Source organism: Methylorubrum sp. GM97 (genome assembly GCF_024347855.1).
GTDB classification, from domain to species: Bacteria; Pseudomonadota; Alphaproteobacteria; order Rhizobiales; family Beijerinckiaceae; genus Methylobacterium; species Methylobacterium extorquens.
On record NZ_AP025942.1, the window covers coordinates 2,837,278 to 2,857,835 of the forward strand.

Below are 20,558 nucleotides of genomic sequence, written 5' to 3' on the forward strand. Positions count from 1 at the left end.
CGAAGCGATAGCCGGGCCGCGGCGGAACTGCTACCGGGCCGGGGCCACGACGGCGTCCGCAGGCGGGGGCGAGACAGCGGGATCCGCGATCACCTGCGAGGGCGGCCCCGAGGCGACGATCCGTCCGTCCTCGACGACATGGACCGTGTCGGCTCGGCGCAGCGAGGTGAGGCGGTGGGCGATCATGATGATCGTGCGTGTGCCGCCCAGCGCGCCGAGCGCCTCCATCACCGCGGCCTCGGTCTCGCCGTCAAGCGCACTGGTCGCCTCGTCGAACACGATGACATCGGGGTCGTGGTACAGCGCGCGGGCGATGCCGATGCGCTGGCGCTGACCACCGCTAAGCCGGGCACCGCGCTCGCCCACGCCGGTGTCGTAGCCCGCGGAAAGAGCCGCGACGAAATCGTGCGCGCCCGCAAGCCGCGCGGCGCGCTCCACCGCCGCCCTGTCGAGACTGTCCGGCGGGATGCCGAGAGCGATATTCTGCGTAATGCTGCCGTCGATCAGGAACACGTCCTGCGGCACGTAGCCGATCCGGTTCTGCCAAGCCGGCAGGCTGTCGGCGTCGAGCGGATGGCCGTCGACCAGAATGCGTCCCCGCGTCGGCGTGAGAATGCCGAGGATCAGGCCCACCAACGTCGACTTGCCCGAGCCGGTGCGGCCGACGAGGCCGACGGTGGTGTGAGCGGCGATCGTCAGGTCGATGCCGCGCAGGGTCGGACGACCGGGCTCGTAGTCGAACGCGACGCCCTCCAGACGGATCGCCTGCGCGAAGGGCAAGCGCTCGGCCGTGCGAAGCGCGGGCTCCCGCTCGCCGGCCAAGGCATCGACGATCAGGCGCACGCCGGGCAGGTGAAAGCGCAACTGCGAGACGGAGGTGAAGATGTTCTGGAAGGCCGGCAGCATGCGGTAGCCGGCGAAGGCGAACAGGCCGAGCAGCGGAAGCATGCCGGCGGTGTCGATTCCTTGCGTCAGCGCGAACAGCACCACGGCGATCACGCCGCCGAAGGCGAGCGATTCGATGACGAAGCGCGGCAACTGCCCGGTGACCAGACTCGAGGCGAGGGCGTGGGCGTAGGAGCGCGCCGGCGCATCGAAGCTGCTCGTGAACGTCTCGGCCCGACCGTAGAGCTTGAGTTCGGTCAGCGCGCCGAAGGTCTCCTGCACCACACGGTAGCGGCCCTCGTTGCCCGCCACCGCCCGGGCGCCGAGCCGCGAGAGGCGGGCCCGCATTACGACATAAATCGCAACGTAGAGCCCGCCGAAGCCGCCGCCGAGGATCAGCGCGAGCCGGGGCTGGTAGGCGATCAGGAAGATCACCACCGCCAGCGCCGAGGCGCCGCGTGAGGCGATCACCATGGCTGGGGTGAGCACGCCGACGACGAGGCGGTCGGTCTCGCTCAGCACGTTCTTGGCGAGTTCGGCGCTGTTGGCATGCGCGAAGAACAGGCGCTCGCGATCAACGTAGCGGGCGAGCAGGCGCCGGGCAAAACCATAGCCGACCATGTGGGCGAACAGGAGTTGCGCATAGGCGAAGGCGGCATTCACCGCGCTGGTCAGCAGGATCGCGGCGAGCGCGGCAAATCCGGTCGCGAGCAGGAAGGTGCGGTCGTCGGCGAGACCGAAGGTATCGCGGAGGTTGGCGAGATAGGGGATTCGCGCGGCCGCACCGGGATCGCCGACCAGCGTGAGGAACGGCAGCACCGAGGCGACGCCGACCACTTCGAGCAGGGCGGCGAGCCCGAGCCCGAGCCCCAGCAGCAGGAGCTGCCGTCGGTCGTGTCGCCGCATCACCCGCAGGAGATCGAGGAGGGTCCTCAAACAGTCACCGGGGCGAGAGGGGCTGCGATCCGAACGAGCGACGCGAAAGCGCAACGACGCCCGGACAGGTGCGCTCCGGGCCGGATGCTTTCGGAGCGCTGCTTAAGTGGTTGATGACAAACGGACCCTGGGCCCCTTTGCGCCGAGCGCGGTCTCTAGCATGGCGGGCGGAGGGGGCGTCAAGCGGATGCAGGCCGAAGCGCCGAAGGTGATCGCCGGATCGAACCCGCGGCACGACGACCAGGTTGGCGAGAGCGGTTCGGTACGTTCCGCCGAGGCCCCTCCAGGCTCCGGGGCACGCGGCAGGTCGACGATTCGAATCTCGCGATGACAGATTCGAAGCGCCGGAACCAGAACCTTGGCGGTACGTTTCGCAAGCATGGAACACTATAGATCCGTCTTCGTGACCACCGCCGTCATGGTGTTCGGTCTTCTCGCGACCTCGCCTCTGGTGAGAACGCAGAATTCGGCGCTGACCTCGTCGCGCGCCGAGAGCTTGATCGTCAGCAGCGCCGAGGCGGCCGAAGGTTCCACCTGGGCCGATCCGCCTCGATACAGCGCAGGCGTGCCGGCGCCGAAGCCCGCGACCTTCACGCTGCTGTCACCGGAGATGGTCGCGCTCCTGGCGGCCGACGACCTCGCGGGGGCCGACACGACCCAGCGGGTGCAAGCCGTGCGGCGTCACCGTGCTGCAAAGGTCGCGACTCGGGTACGGCCGGCTCCGGCTGCCGAGACTTCCACCGCATTGCCGGCCTCAGGCACGGCGACGACCGCGACGCAGCCGCAGCAGGCCGCTCGGATCGATCCGATCGGTGATCTCCTGCGGGGGCTGGGGATCGGTCGGGATAGCTGAGGCAGACGTTCCAGCCCGGTTCCGGTCCAAACTCTTTTCGAGCACGCCAATCTGCCGCACGGCACACGCCATCGTTCCCACTCGTTGATTCAGAGGACGTCCCTGAATCTGCGTCGTGGAGTAACTGTTATGATTCTCGCTGCCTCTATCATGCTGATCGGCGCCCTTGGCGCGATCGCCCTCACCGTTGCCGCACGGCCGAGCGCCGACCGCTTCCTGAAGTGGTGACGGCGCTCTGAACTCCCCTCGCGTGCCATGTCCAGACGGTGAAACTTCCCAAGCCTCTTCTGCGTTATGGCTGCGAAGAGATGACGCGGGGGTCCGACGGTGGCGGCGATAGTGATGATGGCAGGCGTTATCGGCGCGGCAGGAACACTGATCTGCCTGATGCCGCGGCTGGACTCGTTTTTTGAGTGGTGACGTCGTCTAGCTGAATACCTCTTCTATAAATTAGATTATTAGATTTTTTGGGTGGTTACTATCTGATCATATGGGTTCATGTCTGATCCGATCCATCATAAAATAATATAATCGTACATTTCTAAATCAAATATTTTAGCTTCCGATTAGATTTTTCCGATATCCGTCGGCAGTTTCTCCTTCAGAACACGTCTGCGCACAGCTACTTCTGATTGGCGCCGTCAATCGCAAGTGAGTGAACTCTTGTTTCGGCTCAACACCGACACATCGCTCAAGCCCGCGCATCACGTTCGCCATGCCATTTTCGATGTTGAGGATTGGCAAAATCGCCATCCTGCATTCCGCCGGTGCAAACAAGCATCGGGTCGAACTTGAATGTTAGACCATACGATCCGACCATGACGCGGCTTGCGACAGAGCGAGGTGCGTCATGTCCGGTAGTCCGACTTGGTATTCGTGGTTCACGTTTCCCTTTTTCGCACCGCTGAGCGGTGGGGTGAGTCAGGACATCTCGGCGGGACCCTACCAGGGCGTCCCGGAGATTGAAGTCGCGGTCATCAAGGAGGTCGGAAGTTTTGGCCAGCAACTCGGGATCATTTCCGAGGCCGTCCGTGAACTCGCCGAGAAGGTCGGAGCGATGCCGCCCGCAAAATCGGCTCACGAACTGGCAAAATCGGGCGAGGCATCTCGTGAACTGACACCACTCGAAAAGCTCGACGTTCTCATCGAACGCGTGGACCGGGTGAAAGCGGCCTACCATGAATCGGTCGAGCGGGACGCGATCCGCGCGCTGGAGCGGCTGCACCGCGTCGATCCCGGCGCTTCGAGCAAGCTCGCGGCACGCTTCCGGTGATGGGGGCTCGCCGCTGTCCTGATGGATCACGCGGACCGGGAAAGCGCCCATCCCCGCAAGTCTCGTGACCGTCTGGAGATTGCCTCAGAAGAACCCAGCCGTCGACCAGTGAACGGACAAGCAACGGGGCCGTTTGTCAGCAGCGTGCGGTACTCGGGGAACTGATAAGGACGGCAACCGGCGGCACCCCTACACCGAGACAGCAAACCGGCGGGCGCCGGATAAGCGTAAGGTGATCTGAGACCAGGGACAGGGACATGACCCCTTCGGCGTGCCAGCGAAACACCGCGCAAAGCCAATAGAGAAAGGACCGTGGAACGGTCGGCTCAACGCTATAAATCAGAAAATCCTGACCTTCTGAGGCTCAAGGCTCTTCAGAAAGATGGTGCCCAGGGACGGAATCGAACCGCCGACACTGCGATTTTCAGTCGCATGCTCTACCAACTGAGCTACCTGGGCATCCGCCGCGTCGCGCTGCGTCGTCGGCTGGCGGGGGTATAGTGAAGGGTTTTGGGCCTGTCCAGCCTTCCTGCAATCGAAGGCGAAGCTTTTTTGCCGGGTGCGGATCTCGGTCTCAGCGGGAGCGATTTTTGTCGTCCGAATGGGGCGGGTAGGACATCTCCTCCTCCTCCGGCCCCGGAATGACGTAGCGCTCGCCGAGCCAGCGTCCGAGGTCGATGTCGGCGCAGCGGGGCGAGCAGAACGGCTTGGTTTCGGTCCGGGCCGGCTTGCCGCAGATCGGACAGGGCGCCAGCGGCTTGTCCCCCGCCGTCCTCTTCACCGACTGGCTCATGTTGCTGCTCCCCAGGCACCCCGCACGGGAAAACCCTCACCTTCGAGCAGGCTCATCGTTTCGTACAAGGGCAGGCCGACCACCGCGCTGTGCGAGCCGACGAGCTTCACCGCGAAGGCTGCCGCCAGGCCCTGGATGGCGTAGCCGCCGGCCTTGCCGCGCCACTCGCCCGAGGAAAGATAGCCCTCGATCTCGCGGTTCGACAGGCGCTTGAAGCGCACGCGGGTCTCGACCATGCGCTCGCGGCGCCGATCCTTCGGCGATAGAATGCAGACGGCCGTGTAGACGCGGTGCGCCCGCCCCGAGAGCAGCCGCAGGCAGTCGGCGGCCTCGTCGATCAGCTCGGCCTTGGGCAGCACGCGGCGGCCCACGGCGACCACCGTGTCGGCCGAGACGAGATAGGCGTCGCGCAGGTCGTCTCGACGCCGCGCCGCAGCCTGGGCTGCCTCCAGCTTTTCCCGGGCGAGGCGGCGGGCGAGATCGCGGGGCGATTCGGATTTGCGCGGGGTCTCGTCGATATCGGCGGGCAGCAGTGCATCCGGCTCGATTCCGACCTGTTGCAGCAGCGCCAGCCGGCGCGGTGAGGCCGAGGCAAGCACGAGGGGCGGTCGCGCAGGCCCCCCGGAAACCTGCGGCTTCAGGGCGTCGGAGGTGAGAAGCTCGTTCATCGGCGAGGTCTTACGCCCAAGCCCGGTGACACCGCAACGCGGTCTCGGCCATCAGACAGCATCCAAGCGCTTGCCAAGGACAAGGCGGCCGTCTAAGACCCGGCACATTCCATCGGGCGTCAACGCGACGAGCCGGATGCGACGCCGCAATAGCTCAGCTGGTAGAGCACCTCATTCGTAATGAGGGGGTCGGGGGTTCGAATCCCTCTTGCGGCACCACTCTCCCACGCTTCGAATTATCTGCGCGCTCAAGCGATTTCGGATCGGGAAACCTCCTCGATTCGGACGCGAACGCATTCTCACTCGCTGGCGCCGGATCGGCTGCTCTGCAGCGAGACGCAGGTTCGCACCATGTCGCTGAGCGTGAGATCCTTGGTGTCGCCGATATTGGCAACCTCTTCCAGGCAGCGCATGAAATAGCCGCTGTCGAGCCCTGGCGAGAGCGTGCTCATCGATTTGCCGACGCGGTTGGTGAAGTCGATCTTCTCGCTGGCTCCGGCGCGCGGCCATAGCGATGCCTTGTCGTCCATTTTCAGCCGGGCTGCCGCTAGTGACGGGCTGAAAAGAGTCAGCGCCGTCAGAACACCTATCACTGCCGCCCGGCCCATCGTCGCGCTCCCTGTCGTGGCGTCGGACGTGTTGCCGACCGATTGCGCGGCCAACGCGGGGGCGTCCGGCGACGTTGCATTGAGAGCCGCGTGCGCAACGAAATTAAGCGCTTTCTCAGAGACTTATCCGCATCGATAGCCGGCTCGGCGCGTCCGGGTGATCCCAGGCGCCGAACCGGCGGTCTCGGCTATGCCGTTCCTAGCGCGAGCTGCCGCCCCCGCTTCCGCCGCCCGCGCTGCCCTGTGGGATGGCTCGCTCCGGCTGGCCGGCATTGCCGCCGGCCGCCGAGTTGGTGGTGATGGTGTCGGCGCCCGTGGCGCCCGGGGCGATGATGTAATCGACGGTGTTGCCGGTGGTGTTGGTCTGGCGCTGGATGATCGTGCCCGGCGGGAACGGGCCTCCGGGGAGGCCCGGGGGGCCAGCCTGAGCGACGGCCGCGCCAGAGCCGAGGCAACTCAGAACGGTGACGGTGAAGGCAATGCGGTGCATTGGGGGACTCCTGAACGTAATGGTGCCTTTGCACGTCCCGAAGGCGTGCGAAGGATGAGCTATCCGCCAGGCAAGTCCCCCGACGGTCGCAGGGTTTCCCGGGGGCCCTGCGGCGTGGTGACGACACGCGCAGGCGTCCGTGTTCAAGCCTCACGGTGCATCGTTCACCACGCGATCGTGTAGGCGACCTCCAACGAGCGCGGGCGCCCGAGAACCCAGGCGGTGCCGACGCCGTTCACGGCGCTGCCATCGACCGCGTAGGTCGTGTCGAACAAGTTGAAGACCCGTAGCGACAGGCGGGAGCCGGCGGTGACCTGATGGTCGAGGCCGAGATTGACCAGCGTGTAGGCCGGCCGCCGGGCAGTGTTGCCGAAATCGGAAAAGACTTCGCCGACATGCTGGAGGCCGATGCGCCCCTCCCAGTCGCGGGCGAAGGCCCAGTTGACCCAGAGATTGGCCACCTGCTCCGGCACATTGATCGGCTGATTGCCGGCATAGGAGACGGCAACCCCGCCGACATTCTGGGTGAAGTCGTCGTACTGGGCGTGAAGCACAGCGAGGTTGGCATCGATGCGCCAGCCGGGGGCGGGGAGCCAGGAGAGCGCGGCCTCCGCGCCGAGGGAGGATTGCTGGCCGACTTGAGTCGAGACCGTCGGCTGGCCCGGAACCGCCGAGATTAGGTTGTCCTTGACGATGCGGTAGCCGGCCAGGGTCCACTCGACGGCGCCGCCGAAGACGAGGCCCTTGGCGCCGACCTCGACTTGGCGGCCGGTCGAGAGTTCGAAGCCGGCCAGCGATTGCGAGAGGGTGATTAGGCTGTTCACCGGATCCGTCGCGGTGGCGTATTGCACGTAGAGCGATGTGTCCGGCGTCGGCTCGTAGAGCAACGCGAAGCGGTAGCCGAGGGCGCGGAACGAGCGCTCGAAGGTCGCGCCGCTGCGCAGATCTTCCCGGTGGAGACGCGGCGCGTCGAAGCGCACCCCGGCGAGGAACGACAACCGGTCGGTCAGGAACAGCCGATCCTCGGCGAAGACCGAAGCTTGGTTCGTGCGCGTGGCGTAGGCCGGGCTCGCCCGCCCGTCCCGCGGGAAGAAGCCGGGATCGTAGCCGATCAGGGGAACGCTCGTCGGCGTCTCGGAGAAGGTGAAGTTGTTGGCGTGGCGGAAGCTGACATGGTTCACGTCGAAGCCGGCCGAGAACGTATTGGCCAGCCCGAACAGGGCGCCGCGGAACGTCGCGTCGAACCGACTCCCGACCTGTTCCTGGCTATGGCCGATTTCGAGATAGTCGGAGCGATCGACGAGCCCCGTTGCCGGGTTGAAGCGGTACTGCTCGACGTCGCGCCAATGCCGGCGGCTTTGAAGGCGGTAGGCGGTGTTGCGCACCGTCACGTCGGCCGAAGGGGTCCATTCCGTCCGGAACTGCGTCCAGTTGTCGGTCCAGGCGATCCTCGAATCGCGGACGTTGTAGTTGTTGAAGCGGATGGCGTCGGGCACACGCCCGTTCACCAGCGGCGTGCCCCAGTAGCGGGTGGGCTCCTGGTAGCCGAAATCGTGGCTGAGCGTGAAGGCGAGATCCGGATTCGCTTGGAGCGTCAGTGCGCCCGAGGCCGCGAGGTTGCGGAAGTCACCCTCTGGGGTGATCCAGCCGTCGGCACGGTTGCCGCTGACATTGAGGCGATAGGCCAGGGATTCGCCGATCGGCCCGGTCGAATCGACCGCCGCACGGGCGATGCCGTCCTCGCCGAGGCCGAAGCGGGCGACATTGAGCGGCGTAAACAGCGGCTTCTTCGAAACGACGTTGACGATACCGCCGATGGCTCCGTCCCCGTAGAGAACGGAGGCCGGCCCGCGCAGCACCTCGATCCGCTCCACGTTCCACGTATCGAACGGGAACGTGACGGTGTTGGCGCCGACATAGAGCCGGGTGCCGTCGAACAAAGTCTGGATCGAGTTCTGCCCGGCAAAGCCGCGAGCGGTGAAGAAGCCGAGTCCATTGCCCGGCGAGCCGAAGGCCGTGATGCCGGTGCCGTTCTGCGACACGGCGTCCAGCACGCTGGTCTGACCGCGCAGGCGGATGGTCTCGCCCGAGATGATGTCGAGACTCGCGGGCGTTTCCAGCGGCGTGAGACCGAGCCGGCTCGCCGAGCGCGACGGCGTGCGCAGGTTGAGGCCGACCTGCGAGGACTGCGTCAGACTCGGTGTCCGCAAGGCTGCGGCGGCGTCCGCGCCGATGGCATCTGCCGGCGCGTTGGCGGGCAGGCCGATCCCGGCGCCGCCTTGCACCGCGATCTCATCGAGATGCGTCAGGAGTGCCTGGGCCCGAACCGGACCGGACGTCGTGAGGGGCAGGGCGGCGACTGCGGACAGGAGGGACCGGCCGCAGAAGCGGCGGTGAAAGGGGGACATGATGGAAACGATGCCTCGGCAGCGACGGTGGCACGTCACCGCGACCGAGGCCGAACCACTGCCGGCCATGGGCCTTCAGCGTTTCGACACCTGCTGGGACACCCCGCCCGGCATGGCTCGCGTGTGACCACGGCTGACGGCAGGTCTCCTGGCTCGCGGGTCGTCGCCCTCCATCGTCTTCCCAGGCGAGGCATGCCCAGTGACGTGGTGATGGAGGACTCTCCGCTCACAGTTGCGGGGGCAGCCGCGGGATCGAGCTCGAAAGCCCTCCACCGCGTTCCCTTTTGATCCCTTGCGGGAACCGTCAACGGTCAAGCTACGGTCAAGGCGGCGCTTCGGTCAATGCGCCCGGCGCCGTTCGGGACGCCTGCACCAGGAGCGATCCACAATCGCGGACCCTGCCGCGACCAAAGCCGCACGGCAGCCAAAAAGAAAAAAGGCCGCCCCGAAGGACGGCCCGAAGTCTAGGGAGGAAACGCCCAAGAAGGGCTGCAGGACCGCGACGCCATCGCGACCCGGCATGGCCATGATTTCTCAGGTTGCAGTGCACAAAGCAATCGCTGACGCGTCGGATCGGGCATGCATTCATTGCATATGTTCGGTTCCGAACTCATGCGCTCCGGCGGAGCCATTCGGCCGCCCAGGGGTTTCGGTCCTCCGAATGCTGCCTCATGGATGCTGGATATGCCCCGTTGGATGTTCGCCTTTCCCGTCGTGCTGATGATTCTTGCAGGGCTCGTCGTCTTCGCCTTCACGCGTACGGGCCCGACCGACAACCAGAACACCCACGCTCCGCAGACCGGCCAGACCCGCTGACGCCGCCGAATCCCAGAGCGCGCCGGCCCCTGAGCCATTCCGGCCCACAAATTGCGAAGTTTGCACGGTCGGAATCGTTCGGTGGGGTCCTCCGTGCGGATCGGATGCGTTTTCCTCTTGAGCGCCCTCCTGCTTCCATCCGGGGCTCACGCACGCGATGCGCATGCGGACGCGGCGGCCTTCGCGGCGGCGGCCCGTCACCATGTCGGTGAGCGCGTCACGCTCGATCATTGCCACCTCGTCTACGCGACCGACGACGAGATCACCTGCATCGGCCTGTTGCCGGAGGATGCGGCGGGCAATGTCCGCTTGGCCGGTAAGCTACTGATCCGGGTCGCGGCCGCGGAGATGCAGGGCCGCACCCGTGCCCTCGCGCTCTGTGCCGGTGGCGCTCTTGACGAAGCCTGCGAGGTGAGCGTGGCGGGAGAGGTGTTCGACGCCTCCCCTTCGTTCGGGCTCGGCGCGGCCCAGTTGATGGGCTTGCGCGAAGCGACGATCTGCTGGCCGGACTGAGCTTCGCGAAGCGCTGCCGAGCCTGATCCTGCGAGAGCGATACGCGCAACCGATGTGAGGCCGATCTCCGGCGATGGACCCGCGTGAACCCTCAAGGGTCTAGTGCGTTCGAACTCCAAGGGAGTTTGCCGATGATCACTCGTCTGTCGTTTGCCGCGGTTCTGGTCGCGGCCCTCGCTACATCCGCTGCCGCCCAAGGGCCGGCGCAGACCGGGACCGGCGGTGGTCCGGCTTCGACCATCTACGCGCCGAACACCTCTGCCGTCGGTCAGACCATGCCGCCGGCCGGGGCGGGCGGTGTGCGGCGCGACCCGGGCAATCCCGACCGCGAGACCGCCATGGAAAAGAAGGACGACAAGATCGACACCGGGATCTGCATCGGCTGCGACAAGTAGATCCGGCGAACCGAGGCGCGACCTCCCGACCGCCACGCCCGGTTCATTCCGACCAGCGCAAAGCCGCGGCGGCGGCCAGGGTGCCGACCACTGCCGCGATCAGGCTCAGGGCGGCTAACACCGTCAGCGGGGTCGTGAACGGCACCGTGCCGCCCAGGGCAGCCTCAGCGGCCGAGACCCCGAAGATCAGAGTCGGGACCATCAGCGGCAGCACGATGATGGCCAGGATCAGGCCGCCCCGACGGATGGTGGCGGTCAACGCCGCGCCGACGGCGCCGATGAAGGCCAGAGCCGGCGTGCCTAGGGCCAGCGTCAAGGCCGTGGCACCCATGGCTTTCGGGGAGAGTGCCACCAGCAGGCCGAACAGCGGCGAAGCGAGCGCCAGAGGTAGGCCGGTCGTGAGCCAGGAGGCCAGGACCTTGGCAAGCACCACCAGTTCCAACGGCACGGCAGCGCCCGTCATCAGGTCGAGAGAGCCGTCCTCCTCGTCCGACTGAAACAGCCGGTCGAGGCCGATCAGGGTGGCCAGCACCGCCGAGAGCCAGAGGATCGCGGGGCCGATCCGCGACAGCAGGTTCATGTCGGGCCCGAGCGCGAAGGGCACCAGCACCACGATCATCAGGAAGAAGACGAGCGAGAGCGCGCCCGAGCCGCCGACCCGGGCGGCCAGCTTTAGATCGCGCGCGAGGAGGGCGGAGAAGGCGCGCATCACAGCCAATCCTCCGCCTCGAAGGCCGCTTCAGAGACGGCCTCGGGTGCCGCCGGTCCAATGCGCAGCTCGCGGGCATCCTCTAGGCCGAGGGCTTGGTGCGTTGCAGCAACCACGAGCCCCCCTTCGGCCCGGTGGCGTCCCATCAGCCCCGCGAGAACCCCCTGCGAGGCGAGGTCCAGGGCGGCGGTCGGCTCGTCGAGCAGCCAGAGCGGGCGACTGCAGACGAGGAGGCGCGCCAGCGCCACCCGGCGCCGCTGCCCCGCCGAGAGATAGCCGACCGGCAACCGTGCAACATGCGGCAAGCCCAGCGCCTCCAGGGCCGCCTTCGGGGAGGCGGCGGGATTGCCGAGAAGATCGCGGGCGAATTCGAGATTTTCGGCGGCGGTCAGCGCCGATTTCAATCCGTCCCGGTGCCCGACCACGTGAAGGCATTCCGGCAGGTTCGCCTCGCCGATGCCCTCAGCGCGGATCGTGCCGGCATCGGGCTTGAGGCGGCCGGACAGCATCGTGAGCAGGCTCGATTTGCCCGCGCCGTTGCGCCCGGTGACCATCAGGCCTTCGCCGGGTCCGAGCACGAAAGAAAGGCCGGAAAAGATGCGGCGTCCGGAGCGCCGGCAGGCCAGATTCTCGACGATCAACCGCACGGATCGGCCTTCGATAAGGTTGAGGTCCGCACGCTTCGTCTCGGTCCTGGCTGTCGGATCTCCTCGCCTGGCGCGAAGAGAATACCGGGGCATCTCGCGGACGGAGAGGCCGGTCTCGTGCGGCCTATAGCGGATCGTTCGGCGGCGCGCGAACCGCTCGGGCCGCTGACGCATTGATTCGGTGATGCCACATGGCAGGTTCGCAGGATGGGCGACCATGGATGCCGAGACGGCCCCGCAGGCCCCGCTCCACCCGTCCGAAGACGCTATGGCCCGCGATCCCGCCGCGATCGCCGGGCGCACGCAAGTGGAAGCCCGACTCGCAAGCCTGACGCCGGACCAACGCGCAGCGTTCTGGGACGCAGTGCGCCACTGCTACGTCTTGGGAACGGACAGCCGCCGGACGCATCGGTAGGGCAGGACCGCAATATCAGTCGCGCGGCTGTGTCATCGGGCCAGTAGCGGCCAATTTCGAAACGTTCTATAGACCGGCTCAGGCTGCGCCGCGCGATCATTCCAGGGCGTCCAAATCGCCCCTCGCGCACCATCCTGAGTGTCATTCGCGGGCCTCCCGGCCGCCGGGAGTTCCCCGAGGGCACTCGCTACCCGGGCACCCCCGGGGCGGCGCGCGCTCCTTGGAGCGTCTCCGGCCGAACACCTCTCGTGGCGCAGGTTATGCCTGCTCCGTGTTCGCTAACGCCAGCTCAGGACCCGACTCGCCGTGGCATCCCTCGACAGCTTCAAAGCTCGCCAGACGCTTCAAGCAGGCGGCAAGACCTACACCTACTACTCCATTCCCGAGGCGGAGAAGAACGGCCTGGCCGACTCGACCGCCCTTCCGTTCTCGATGAAGGTCATCCTCGAGAACCTCCTGCGCTTCGAGGACGACCGCTCGGTCAAGCGGGCCGATATCGAGGCCGCCGTCGCGTGGCTCGGCAACCAGGGCAGGGCCGAGACCGAGATCGCCTTCCGCCCTTCCCGCGTCCTGATGCAGGACTTCACCGGCGTGCCGGCCGTCGTCGATCTCGCCGCGATGCGTGACGCCATGGTCGCGCTCGGTGGCGACCCCCAAAAAATCAATCCGCTGGTCCCGGTCGATCTCGTCATCGACCATTCGGTGATCGTGGACGAGTTCGGCACCCCGAAGGCGCTCGGCGACAACGTCGCCCTCGAATACGCCCGCAACGGCGAGCGCTACACCTTCCTGAAATGGGGCCAGTCGGCCTTCGATAACTTCTCCGTGGTCCCGCCGGGCACGGGCATCTGCCACCAGGTGAACCTCGAATACCTGTCCCAGACAGTCTGGACCCGCACCGAAGACGGCGCCGAGATCGCCTATCCCGACAGCCTCGTCGGCACCGATTCGCACACCACCATGGTCAACGGTCTGGCTGTGCTCGGCTGGGGCGTCGGCGGCATCGAGGCCGAGGCGGCGATGCTCGGCCAGCCGCTGTCGATGCTGATTCCCGAGGTCATCGGCTTCAAGCTGTCCGGCAAGCTGCCCGAGGGCACCACCGCGACCGATCTCGTGCTCACCGTCACGCAGATGCTGCGCAAGAAGGGCGTGGTCGGCAAGTTCGTGGAGTTCTACGGCCCCGGCCTCGACGACATGCCGGTCGCCGACCGTGCCACCATCTCCAACATGGCGCCCGAATACGGCGCGACCTGCGGCTTCTTCCCGATCGATCAGAAGACCATCGACTTCCTGAAGGTCACCGGCCGGCAGGACGACCGCATCGCGCTGGTCGAGGCCTATGCCAAGGCGCAGGGCATGTGGCGCGACGCCAAGACCCCCGATCCGGTCTTCACCGACACGCTTGAACTCGACATGAGCACGGTGCGTCCGTCGCTCGCCGGCCCGAAGCGTCCGCAGGATCGGGTGCTGCTCGACAGCGCCAAGGCCGGCTTCGCCGACTCGATGGAAAAAGAGTTCAAGAAGGCGGCCGACATCGCCCGGCGCTACCCGGTCGAGGGCACGAACTTCGACATCGGCCACGGTGACGTGGTGATCGCCGCGATCACGAGCTGCACCAACACCTCGAACCCGAGCGTGATGATCGGCGCCGGCCTGCTCGCCCGCAACGCGGTCGCCAAGGGCCTGACCTCGAAGCCGTGGGTGAAGACTTCGCTCGCGCCCGGCAGTCAGGTCGTCGGCGAGTATCTCGACAAGTCCGGTCTCCAGGCGAGCCTCGACGCTCTGGGCTTCAACCTCGTCGGCTTCGGCTGCACCACCTGCATCGGCAATTCGGGCCCGCTCCCGGCGCCGATCTCGAAGGCGATCAACGACAACGACGTCGTCGCGGCGGCCGTGCTCTCCGGCAACCGCAACTTCGAGGGCCGCGTGAACCCGGACGTGCGGGCGAACTACCTCGCCTCGCCGCCGCTGGTGGTCGCCTACGCGCTCGCCGGCTCGCTCCAGATCGACATCACCACGGAGCCGCTCGGCCAGGGTTCGGACGGCAAGCCGGTCTACCTGAAGGACATCTGGCCGTCCTCGGAGGAGGTGAACCGATTCATCGAGGAAAACATCACCTCGGAGCTGTTCAAGAGCCGCTACGCCGACGTGTTCGGCGGCGACGAGAACTGGAAGGGCGTGGAAGTCACCGAAGCCGAGACTTTCGCCTGGGATGGGGGCTCCACCTACGTGCAGAACCCGCCCTATTTCGAGGGCATGACCAAGACGCCCGACCCGATCACCGACATCGAGGGCGCGCGTATCCTCGGCCTGTTCCTCGATTCGATCACCACCGACCACATTTCGCCGGCTGGCAACATCCGCGCGGCCTCGCCCGCCGGTGCGTACCTGCAGGAGCATCAGGTGCGGGTGCAGGACTTCAACCAGTACGGCACCCGGCGCGGCAACCACGAGGTGATGATGCGAGGCACCTTCGCTAACATCCGCATCAAGAACCAGATGGTGCGGGACGAGGCCGGCAATGTCGTCGAGGGTGGGTGGACGCTGCACCAGCCCGACGGCGAGCGGATGTACATCTACGACGCGGCGATGCGCTACGCCGAAGAGGGCACGCCGCTGGTCGTCTTCGCCGGTAAGGAATACGGCACCGGCTCGTCCCGCGACTGGGCGGCCAAGGGCACCAAGCTGCTCGGTGTGCGCGCCGTGATCGCCGAAAGCTTCGAGCGCATCCACCGCTCGAACCTCGTCGGCATGGGCGTGGTCCCGCTGGTGTTCCAGGGCGAGGAATCCTGGGAATCGCTCGGCCTCAAGGGTGACGAGACGGTGACGATCAAGGGTCTGTCCGGTGAGCTGAAGCCGCGCCAGACGCTGACCGCCGAGATCACCTCCGTTGACGGCTCGAAGCGGGAGGTCCCGCTGACCTGCCGGATCGATACGCTCGACGAGCTGGAATACTTCCGCAACGGCGGTATCCTGCCTTACGTGCTGCGGTCTCTGGCGGCTTAAGCGCCTCTTCCGTTCGCGCTGCCTGAAAGCCTCTCCCGCAAGGGAGGGGCTTTTTCGTTGAGCTAGTGGTTCCGGCAACCGTACCGAAGCAAACGAGACGAAGAGGGATCGAGGCATCGGCCGCGGCTCGACGCTTTGTCAGTGCATCCGCTATTCCCTCACCATCGAACGCTCCGCCCCAATCGACGCGGCGGGCCGGCTGGGAAATGACGCTCTATGATCCTCGAAATCGCACAGATCGACGTGAAGCCCGGCTCGGAAGCCGAATTCGAAGCCGGCATTACGAAGGCCGCCGAAATTTTCCGGGCCGCTGCCGGGTGCCGCAGCTTCGCGGTGCGCCGCTCGATCGAGAAGCCGCAGCGCTACCGCCTGCTGATCGAGTGGGATACGCTTGAGGCACACACCAAGGACTTCACCGGCTCGCAGGCCTGGAAGGACTACCGGGCGATGGTCTCTCCCTATTTCGAGGCTCCGCCCCAGGTGGAGCACACCGAACTGACGCTTCAGGCCTTCTGAGTGTCTCGCTCCGACCGCCCGCCGCACCGTGTTGCCCAAGGCGAGACGGTCGGAGGTCGGGCTTTGTGTGAAACATCCTAAACGGCCGCCAAGGGCTGGACGACAAAAGGGGGAGACGGCCTCGTGAAGATGTACGGCAATTGGCGCTCGGCCGCGGCTTTCCGCGTGCGCATCGCCCTCAACCTCAAGGGTATCGCCTACGAGGAGGTCTTCCTCGACCTCGATGCCGGCGACCAGCACAAGCCCGACTTCCTCGCGATCAATCCGCAGGGCGCAGTGCCGGCGCTGTTCGATGGTGACGGTCCGCCGCTGACGCAGTCGCTCGCGATTCTCGACTATCTGGAGGAGACCCGGACCGGCGTTCCACTGCTGCCGGAGGAGCCGCGGGCGCGGGCTCGTGCCCGCTCGCTGGCCCAGGTCGTCGCCTGCGACACCCATCCCCTCTACGTGCCGCGGGTGCGCACCTTCCTAATGGAGAATTACGGCCTGCCGCGGGAGCGGATGCTGGAATTCCTGCGCAACGCCTTCATCACCGGTTTGAAGACGCTGGAGACGCGGCTCTCGAATGAGGCTGGTACGGGCCGATTCTGCCAGGGCGACGCGGTGAGCCACGCCGACCTGTGCCTCATCAGCCTGTGGGTCGGCACCGGCATTTTCGGGATCGACACCGCCGCCTATCCGACGGTGAAGCGCATCAGCGAGGAAGTGCTGGCGCTCGATGCCGTTGCCCGCGCCCATCCGCTGCGGCAGCCCGGCGCGCCCGCTTCTTGATGAAAAAAAATTTTACGAAACCGTCCGTTCAGTAATGCTGGATTTGCGTTCCAGACACGCTGCGAACGTGTGGGTCCTTTCACAGTTACCGATGTAAGATCATTCCAAACTGAAAGGCTGCCGAGCGAGGCGGCCTGCGACGCGAGTGGGGCGAGGATGGTTCCGAGCGAATCGGTCACGGATCAGCACAAGATCGTCGTGGTGGGGGGAGGGGCCGCCGGGCTCGAACTGGTGACCAAGCTCGGCAACAAATACGGCAAGCGCGGCAAGGCCCACACCACTCTGGTGGACCGGGCGCGCACCCATATCTGGAAGCCGCTGCTGCACGAGGTCGCCGCCGGCTCGCTTGATGTCGGCCATCATGCGATCGATTACCTGCACCACGCCCACGCCAACCACTTCCGCTACCGCATCGGCGAGATGACCGGGCTCGACCGTGAGAAGCGGGTGATCCACCTCGCCGCCAGTCGCGACAGCGAGGGGCGCGAGGTCACGCCCGTGCGCACCATCCCCTACGACACGCTGATCATGGCGGTGGGCTCCACCACCAACGATTTCGGCACGCCGGGTGTCGCCGAGCACGCCATCGCCCTCGACACCAAGGAGCAGGCGCTGCGATTCCACCAGCGCCTCGTCAATGGCATGCTGCGCGCTCACACCCAGGACGGTCCGGTGCGTCCCGGCCAGCTCCACGTGGCGGTGATCGGCGCGGGCGCGACCGGCACCGAGTTGGCGGCGGAACTGCACCGCACCACCCGCGAGGTGGCACGCACCGGCCTCGACCGCATCGATCCGGCCAAGGATCTGAAGATCACCCTAATCGAGGCCGCCGACCGCATCCTGCCCGCGGTACCGCAGAGGCTGGCGGTTGAGGTGATGGGCCAACTCGCCAAGATCGGCGTCGAGGTGCGGGTACAGGCCCGCGTCACCGAGGTGCGGGCCGACGGCGTCCAGCTCGCCGATGGCGGTTTCATCCCCTCCGAACTCGTGGTCTGGGCGGCGGGCGTGAAGGGGCCGGCCTTCCTCAAGGATCTCGGTGGGCTCGAGAGCACTCGGAACAACCAGCTCGTCGTCACGGCGACGCTGCAGACCTCCCGCGACCCGGACATCTTCGCCATGGGCGACTGTGCCTACCTCGTCGAGGAGGGCTCCCAGACGCCGATCCCGCCGCGCGCCCAGGCGGCTCACCAGCAGGCCTCGCACCTCTATGGGCAGATGGCCAACCGTCTCGCCGGCCGGCCGCTGAAGCCGTTCAAGTATCGCGACTTCGGCTCGCTCGTCTCGCTTGGCGAGTACACGGCCGTCGGCAACCTGATGGGCTTCATCCAGGGGAAGAACATGTTCATCGCCGGGTTGTTCGCCCGGCTGATGTACCGTTCGCTCTACAAGATGCACGAAACGGCCGTGAACGGCTGGTGGAAGACGAGCCTCGATGCCCTGGCCCGGGCGCTCACCCGGCGCACCGAGCCGCGGGTGAAGCTGCACTGACGAAGCCCGAGACTTGAACCGGCGGGCGGGCGCGACATGTTCCCGATCCGCCGGCTCGATGAAGAAGCCGGTGGAAGGAGACGCCATGATCCTCGTCAGCGTGATGTATCCAAGCGGCGCCGGCACCCGCTTCGACATGGACTACTATCTGAAGAAGCATATGCCACTGGTCAGCAAACGCTGGACCGCGAAGGGTCTGCATGACTACACGGTCGTGACGGGCACCGGCACGCCGGATGGCGGCGCGCCGCCCTATCAGGTCGTGGCGCTGTTGCGCTTCGAATCCGCCGACGCGTTCAAGTCCGCGGCCGCTGCGGATGGGCCGGAGATCTTCGGGGACATCCCGAACTTCACCGACACGCAGCCGACGGTGCAACTCAGCGAATTTGCGGCATCTGAAGTGAGAGGGTGATGATCGACATCATCAAGCAGATCCAGGCTTCCAATCCGGGGCTGGGCACGACGATCATCGTGCTGCGTGCCGACTCGCGGGCGCTGGCCGATCCGGCGACGCTGACGCCCGAGGCGAAGGCGTGGATCGATGCGAACGCGCCCGACGCGCGCCTCTCGCAGGAGACGGTGCTTCTCGCGCCCTATCCCGGTGGGATGCCGACGGAGCGCACGGTCACGGTGCTCGCCTTCTCCGATGCGCGCCACTTGGCCGCCTTCGCGACGGCCTGGACCGGCGATCCGACGCTTGATGACGACGAGGAAGCCGCCTGATCGCGGCCGGGGCCGCGCCCGCCTGAAGAGCAGGGGCGGCCCGCTTTTAAGAGCACCTGGGCGACAGCGCCGCGCGGCGCTCAGGCCGTTTCGATGATCCGGGCGGCGGCCGTGATCATGTCCTTCATCGCCACGTTCGCGGCTTGATAGGCCGGGGTGCCGACATCCCAATTGTTCTGGGCGAGAGCCTTCACCATGCGCTCGGCCTCGGCGTGGGCGGTCGCCTCGGCCTTCAGGAAGGCCTCTGCCGCATTCCGACGAGCCGGATCGGAGATCAGGCCTTCCACCGCCTGCCGGGCGGCCCGGCCCCGCAGGATCGCCGCGGCCGGATCGGCGGGCGCCGCGCCAAGCAGGATCGTCGCGAGCCCGCGCTTCCATAGACCGAGATCGGCCGGCAGACGCACCAGCTCGTAGAGATCGAGCCCGCTCGAATCCGCCAGCGCCGTCTGCGCCAGCGTCTCGGCCTTCACGAGGCGCTTGGTGATGGCCTCGATCTCGGTGCGGGTCTTGGCTGCCTTGGCGGCGATGCTTTGCACGCTGCTCGAAATCTCCGCCGTCGCGCTGCTCTGCTGCGTGATGGCCGCCGCGAGGGCCGCGTTCATCTCGCTCGTGCGGGCGATCCGCTCGGCCGCGCTCTCGACGCGGGTGCCGAGGCTGTCGACCACGCTGCTGCCGGTGGAGACCGCGCCGCGGCTCTCCTCGACGGCACGGGCGATCTGGCTCATCTCACCCTGGAGGGTGTTGAGCCACGTACGGATCTGCTCGGTCGAGCGCGCGGTCTGGCCCGAGAGCGACTTCACTTCCGCCGCCACCACCGAGAAGCCGCGCCCTGCTTCACCGGCGCGCGCCGCCTCGATCGTGGCGTTGAGCGCGAGCAGATTGGTCTGGCTCGAGATCGTGGCGATGGTGCCCGCCATGGTGCCGATCTCGGCGATGGCGTTCTGGAGAAGCTGAAGGCGCTCGTCGATCTGGTGGGTGCGGTCGCGGATCGCGTCCATGGCCGAGCGGGCGTTGCCGACATCGGACATGCAGGCTGTCATTGCTTGGCGCGCCTCGGCGGCGCTGGAGCCGGCGGCCTCCGAGGTCTCGGCGACCTCGGCAATCGAGGCACCCATCTCTTCGATCGCGCTCGCGATGGTCTGCGTCGATTGCGCGACCTCGCCCACGTCGTAGGTGGTCCAGCCGATATTGATCGCCCCTTCCGAGGCCTCCCTTGCCACGGCGGCGACGTTGGCCCGTTCGGCACGCAGGTCATTGCGCCGTACCCGCTCAAGGTCGCTCAAAGCGGCACCCACCGCGTTACCCGGCACGGCGGTCTCGTCGAAGCCGGCACGATTGGCGAGGCGCTGAATCGCCGCGATCAGACGCGCGTCGTCGGAAGGGCCGGCGGTCGGGATCTCGGATGAAACAGATGCGGACGATGCGGCAGTACGGCCGAGCTTGAGAGACAGCATGGCGTCAAAGGCCCCCGATTACTTTTCTTGCCACTTATTATGGAAAGACCTGCCCAGATCGGTTTCGCTCGTCGGCAGCCGCACATCTACCGGTTGAGCGAGGTTGGGCGCAGCACTCTCTATGATGACGGTGCTGATGATTACCGATGGCTAGTTAACGTTGGATTTAAGTGATCTAGAGGGTGCCTATA

Annotated in this window: 20 protein-coding genes, 2 tRNA genes and 1 riboswitch; of the genes, 12 read left to right on the forward strand and 10 right to left on the reverse strand. The window is 66.5% G+C overall.

Features of this window, described 5'->3' with window-relative positions; translation table 11 throughout:
* Positions 1 to 30: 30 nt before the first annotated feature.
* Complete coding sequence (locus MSPGM_RS13075) at positions 31 to 1,821, reverse strand: ABC transporter ATP-binding protein (RefSeq protein ID WP_012753025.1); 1,791 nt, start codon at positions 1,819 to 1,821, stop codon at positions 31 to 33.
* 403 nt (positions 1,822 to 2,224) lie between these two features.
* Between MSPGM_RS13075 and MSPGM_RS13080 the strand changes: the two genes are divergently transcribed.
* Together MSPGM_RS13080 and MSPGM_RS13085 are read left to right on the forward strand one after the other, a co-directional pair.
* Positions 2,225 to 2,674: a hypothetical protein gene (locus MSPGM_RS13080; protein ID WP_244426781.1), complete on the forward strand. Its 450-nt coding sequence runs from the start codon at positions 2,225 to 2,227 to the stop codon at positions 2,672 to 2,674.
* An 850-nt stretch (positions 2,675 to 3,524) separates the two neighbouring features.
* Positions 3,525 to 3,947, forward strand: a complete 423-nt coding sequence (locus tag MSPGM_RS13085) for a hypothetical protein (protein WP_004446845.1) — start codon at positions 3,525 to 3,527, stop codon at positions 3,945 to 3,947.
* A gap of 383 nt (positions 3,948 to 4,330) precedes the next feature.
* On the opposite strand, the gene MSPGM_RS13090 is transcribed toward MSPGM_RS13085, so the two are convergent.
* The 3 genes from MSPGM_RS13090 to MSPGM_RS13100 form a co-directional block, all read right to left on the reverse strand.
* A tRNA-Phe gene (locus tag MSPGM_RS13090) sits at positions 4,331 to 4,406 on the reverse strand.
* Between the two features lie 115 nt (positions 4,407 to 4,521).
* Positions 4,522 to 4,740 carry a DNA gyrase inhibitor YacG gene (gene yacG, locus MSPGM_RS13095; RefSeq protein ID WP_004446844.1) on the reverse strand — a complete coding sequence of 73 codons (219 nt, stop codon included), beginning with the start codon at positions 4,738 to 4,740 and terminating at the stop codon, positions 4,522 to 4,524.
* Positions 4,737 to 5,408, reverse strand: coding sequence for a Maf-like protein (locus MSPGM_RS13100; protein WP_004446842.1), 672 nt, complete (start codon positions 5,406 to 5,408; stop codon positions 4,737 to 4,739). The genes yacG and MSPGM_RS13100 overlap by 4 nt, the downstream gene beginning before the upstream one ends.
* Before the next feature lie 143 nt (positions 5,409 to 5,551).
* Between MSPGM_RS13100 and MSPGM_RS13105 the strand changes: the two genes are divergently transcribed.
* Positions 5,552 to 5,627: transfer RNA gene (locus MSPGM_RS13105), tRNA-Thr, on the forward strand.
* Positions 5,628 to 5,707: 80 nt separating this feature from the next.
* On the opposite strand, the gene MSPGM_RS13110 is transcribed toward MSPGM_RS13105, so the two are convergent.
* The 3 genes from MSPGM_RS13110 to MSPGM_RS13120 all read right to left on the reverse strand — a co-directional run bounded on the left by MSPGM_RS13110 (position 5,708) and on the right by MSPGM_RS13120 (position 8,914).
* Complete coding sequence (locus tag MSPGM_RS13110) at positions 5,708 to 6,070, reverse strand: hypothetical protein (protein WP_244426786.1); 363 nt, start codon at positions 6,068 to 6,070, stop codon at positions 5,708 to 5,710.
* Between the two features lie 145 nt (positions 6,071 to 6,215).
* Positions 6,216 to 6,506, reverse strand: a complete 291-nt coding sequence (locus MSPGM_RS13115; RefSeq protein ID WP_004446838.1) for a hypothetical protein — start codon at positions 6,504 to 6,506, stop codon at positions 6,216 to 6,218.
* A 164-nt stretch (positions 6,507 to 6,670) separates the two neighbouring features.
* Positions 6,671 to 8,914 carry a TonB-dependent receptor gene (locus MSPGM_RS13120; protein ID WP_004446837.1) on the reverse strand — a complete coding sequence of 748 codons (2,244 nt, stop codon included), beginning with the start codon at positions 8,912 to 8,914 and terminating at the stop codon, positions 6,671 to 6,673.
* Between the two features lie 120 nt (positions 8,915 to 9,034).
* Positions 9,035 to 9,235, reverse strand: a riboswitch (cobalamin riboswitch).
* A 363-nt stretch (positions 9,236 to 9,598) separates the two neighbouring features.
* Here MSPGM_RS13120 and MSPGM_RS13125 point away from each other — a divergent pair.
* The 3 genes from MSPGM_RS13125 (at position 9,599) to MSPGM_RS13135 (ending at position 10,638) form a co-directional block, all read left to right on the forward strand.
* Positions 9,599 to 9,730: a hypothetical protein gene (locus MSPGM_RS13125; RefSeq protein WP_012753086.1), complete on the forward strand. Its 132-nt coding sequence runs from the start codon at positions 9,599 to 9,601 to the stop codon at positions 9,728 to 9,730.
* A 117-nt stretch (positions 9,731 to 9,847) separates the two neighbouring features.
* The gene (locus MSPGM_RS13130; protein ID WP_012753087.1) at positions 9,848 to 10,243 is read left to right on the forward strand and encodes a hypothetical protein; all 396 of its coding nucleotides are present in this window, start codon (positions 9,848 to 9,850) and stop codon (positions 10,241 to 10,243) included.
* A 131-nt stretch (positions 10,244 to 10,374) separates the two neighbouring features.
* A complete protein-coding gene (locus MSPGM_RS13135) occupies positions 10,375 to 10,638 on the forward strand; it encodes a hypothetical protein (protein ID WP_004446832.1) in 264 nt (87 codons plus the stop codon).
* Between the two features lie 43 nt (positions 10,639 to 10,681).
* Here MSPGM_RS13135 and ccmB read toward each other — a convergent pair whose 3' ends face one another.
* Together ccmB and ccmA are read right to left on the reverse strand one after the other, a co-directional pair.
* Positions 10,682 to 11,347: a heme exporter protein CcmB gene (ccmB, locus tag MSPGM_RS13140; RefSeq protein WP_004446831.1), complete on the reverse strand. Its 666-nt coding sequence runs from the start codon at positions 11,345 to 11,347 to the stop codon at positions 10,682 to 10,684.
* Positions 11,347 to 11,994 carry a heme ABC exporter ATP-binding protein CcmA gene (ccmA, locus tag MSPGM_RS13145; protein ID WP_004446830.1) on the reverse strand — a complete coding sequence of 216 codons (648 nt, stop codon included), beginning with the start codon at positions 11,992 to 11,994 and terminating at the stop codon, positions 11,347 to 11,349. Before ccmA ends, ccmB begins: the two co-directional genes overlap by 1 nt.
* 721 nt (positions 11,995 to 12,715) lie before the next feature.
* Between ccmA and acnA the strand changes: the two genes are divergently transcribed.
* The 6 genes from acnA to MSPGM_RS13175 all read left to right on the forward strand — a co-directional run bounded on the left by acnA (position 12,716) and on the right by MSPGM_RS13175 (position 18,913).
* Positions 12,716 to 15,415: an aconitate hydratase AcnA gene (gene acnA / locus MSPGM_RS13150; RefSeq protein ID WP_004446828.1), complete on the forward strand. Its 2,700-nt coding sequence runs from the start codon at positions 12,716 to 12,718 to the stop codon at positions 15,413 to 15,415.
* A 216-nt stretch (positions 15,416 to 15,631) separates the two neighbouring features.
* Positions 15,632 to 15,931 (forward strand): antibiotic biosynthesis monooxygenase family protein, encoded by a 300-nt coding sequence (locus tag MSPGM_RS13155; protein ID WP_004446827.1) that lies wholly within the window; start codon positions 15,632 to 15,634, stop codon positions 15,929 to 15,931.
* A gap of 123 nt (positions 15,932 to 16,054) precedes the next feature.
* Positions 16,055 to 16,702, forward strand: coding sequence for a maleylacetoacetate isomerase (maiA, locus tag MSPGM_RS13160; RefSeq protein WP_012753088.1), 648 nt, complete (start codon positions 16,055 to 16,057; stop codon positions 16,700 to 16,702).
* A 156-nt stretch (positions 16,703 to 16,858) separates the two neighbouring features.
* Complete coding sequence (locus MSPGM_RS13165; protein WP_261925665.1) at positions 16,859 to 18,190, forward strand: NAD(P)/FAD-dependent oxidoreductase; 1,332 nt, start codon at positions 16,859 to 16,861, stop codon at positions 18,188 to 18,190.
* An 85-nt stretch (positions 18,191 to 18,275) separates the two neighbouring features.
* The gene (locus tag MSPGM_RS13170) at positions 18,276 to 18,602 is read left to right on the forward strand and encodes an EthD family reductase (protein WP_004446823.1); all 327 of its coding nucleotides are present in this window, start codon (positions 18,276 to 18,278) and stop codon (positions 18,600 to 18,602) included.
* Positions 18,602 to 18,913: a hypothetical protein gene (locus MSPGM_RS13175; protein WP_003600093.1), complete on the forward strand. Its 312-nt coding sequence runs from the start codon at positions 18,602 to 18,604 to the stop codon at positions 18,911 to 18,913. The genes MSPGM_RS13170 and MSPGM_RS13175 overlap by 1 nt, the downstream gene beginning before the upstream one ends.
* An 80-nt stretch (positions 18,914 to 18,993) precedes the next feature.
* Here the strand turns inward: MSPGM_RS13175 and MSPGM_RS13180 are convergent, their stop codons facing one another.
* Positions 18,994 to 20,367 (reverse strand): methyl-accepting chemotaxis protein, encoded by a 1,374-nt coding sequence (locus tag MSPGM_RS13180; RefSeq protein WP_003600090.1) that lies wholly within the window; start codon positions 20,365 to 20,367, stop codon positions 18,994 to 18,996.
* Positions 20,368 to 20,558 lie beyond the last annotated feature (191 nt).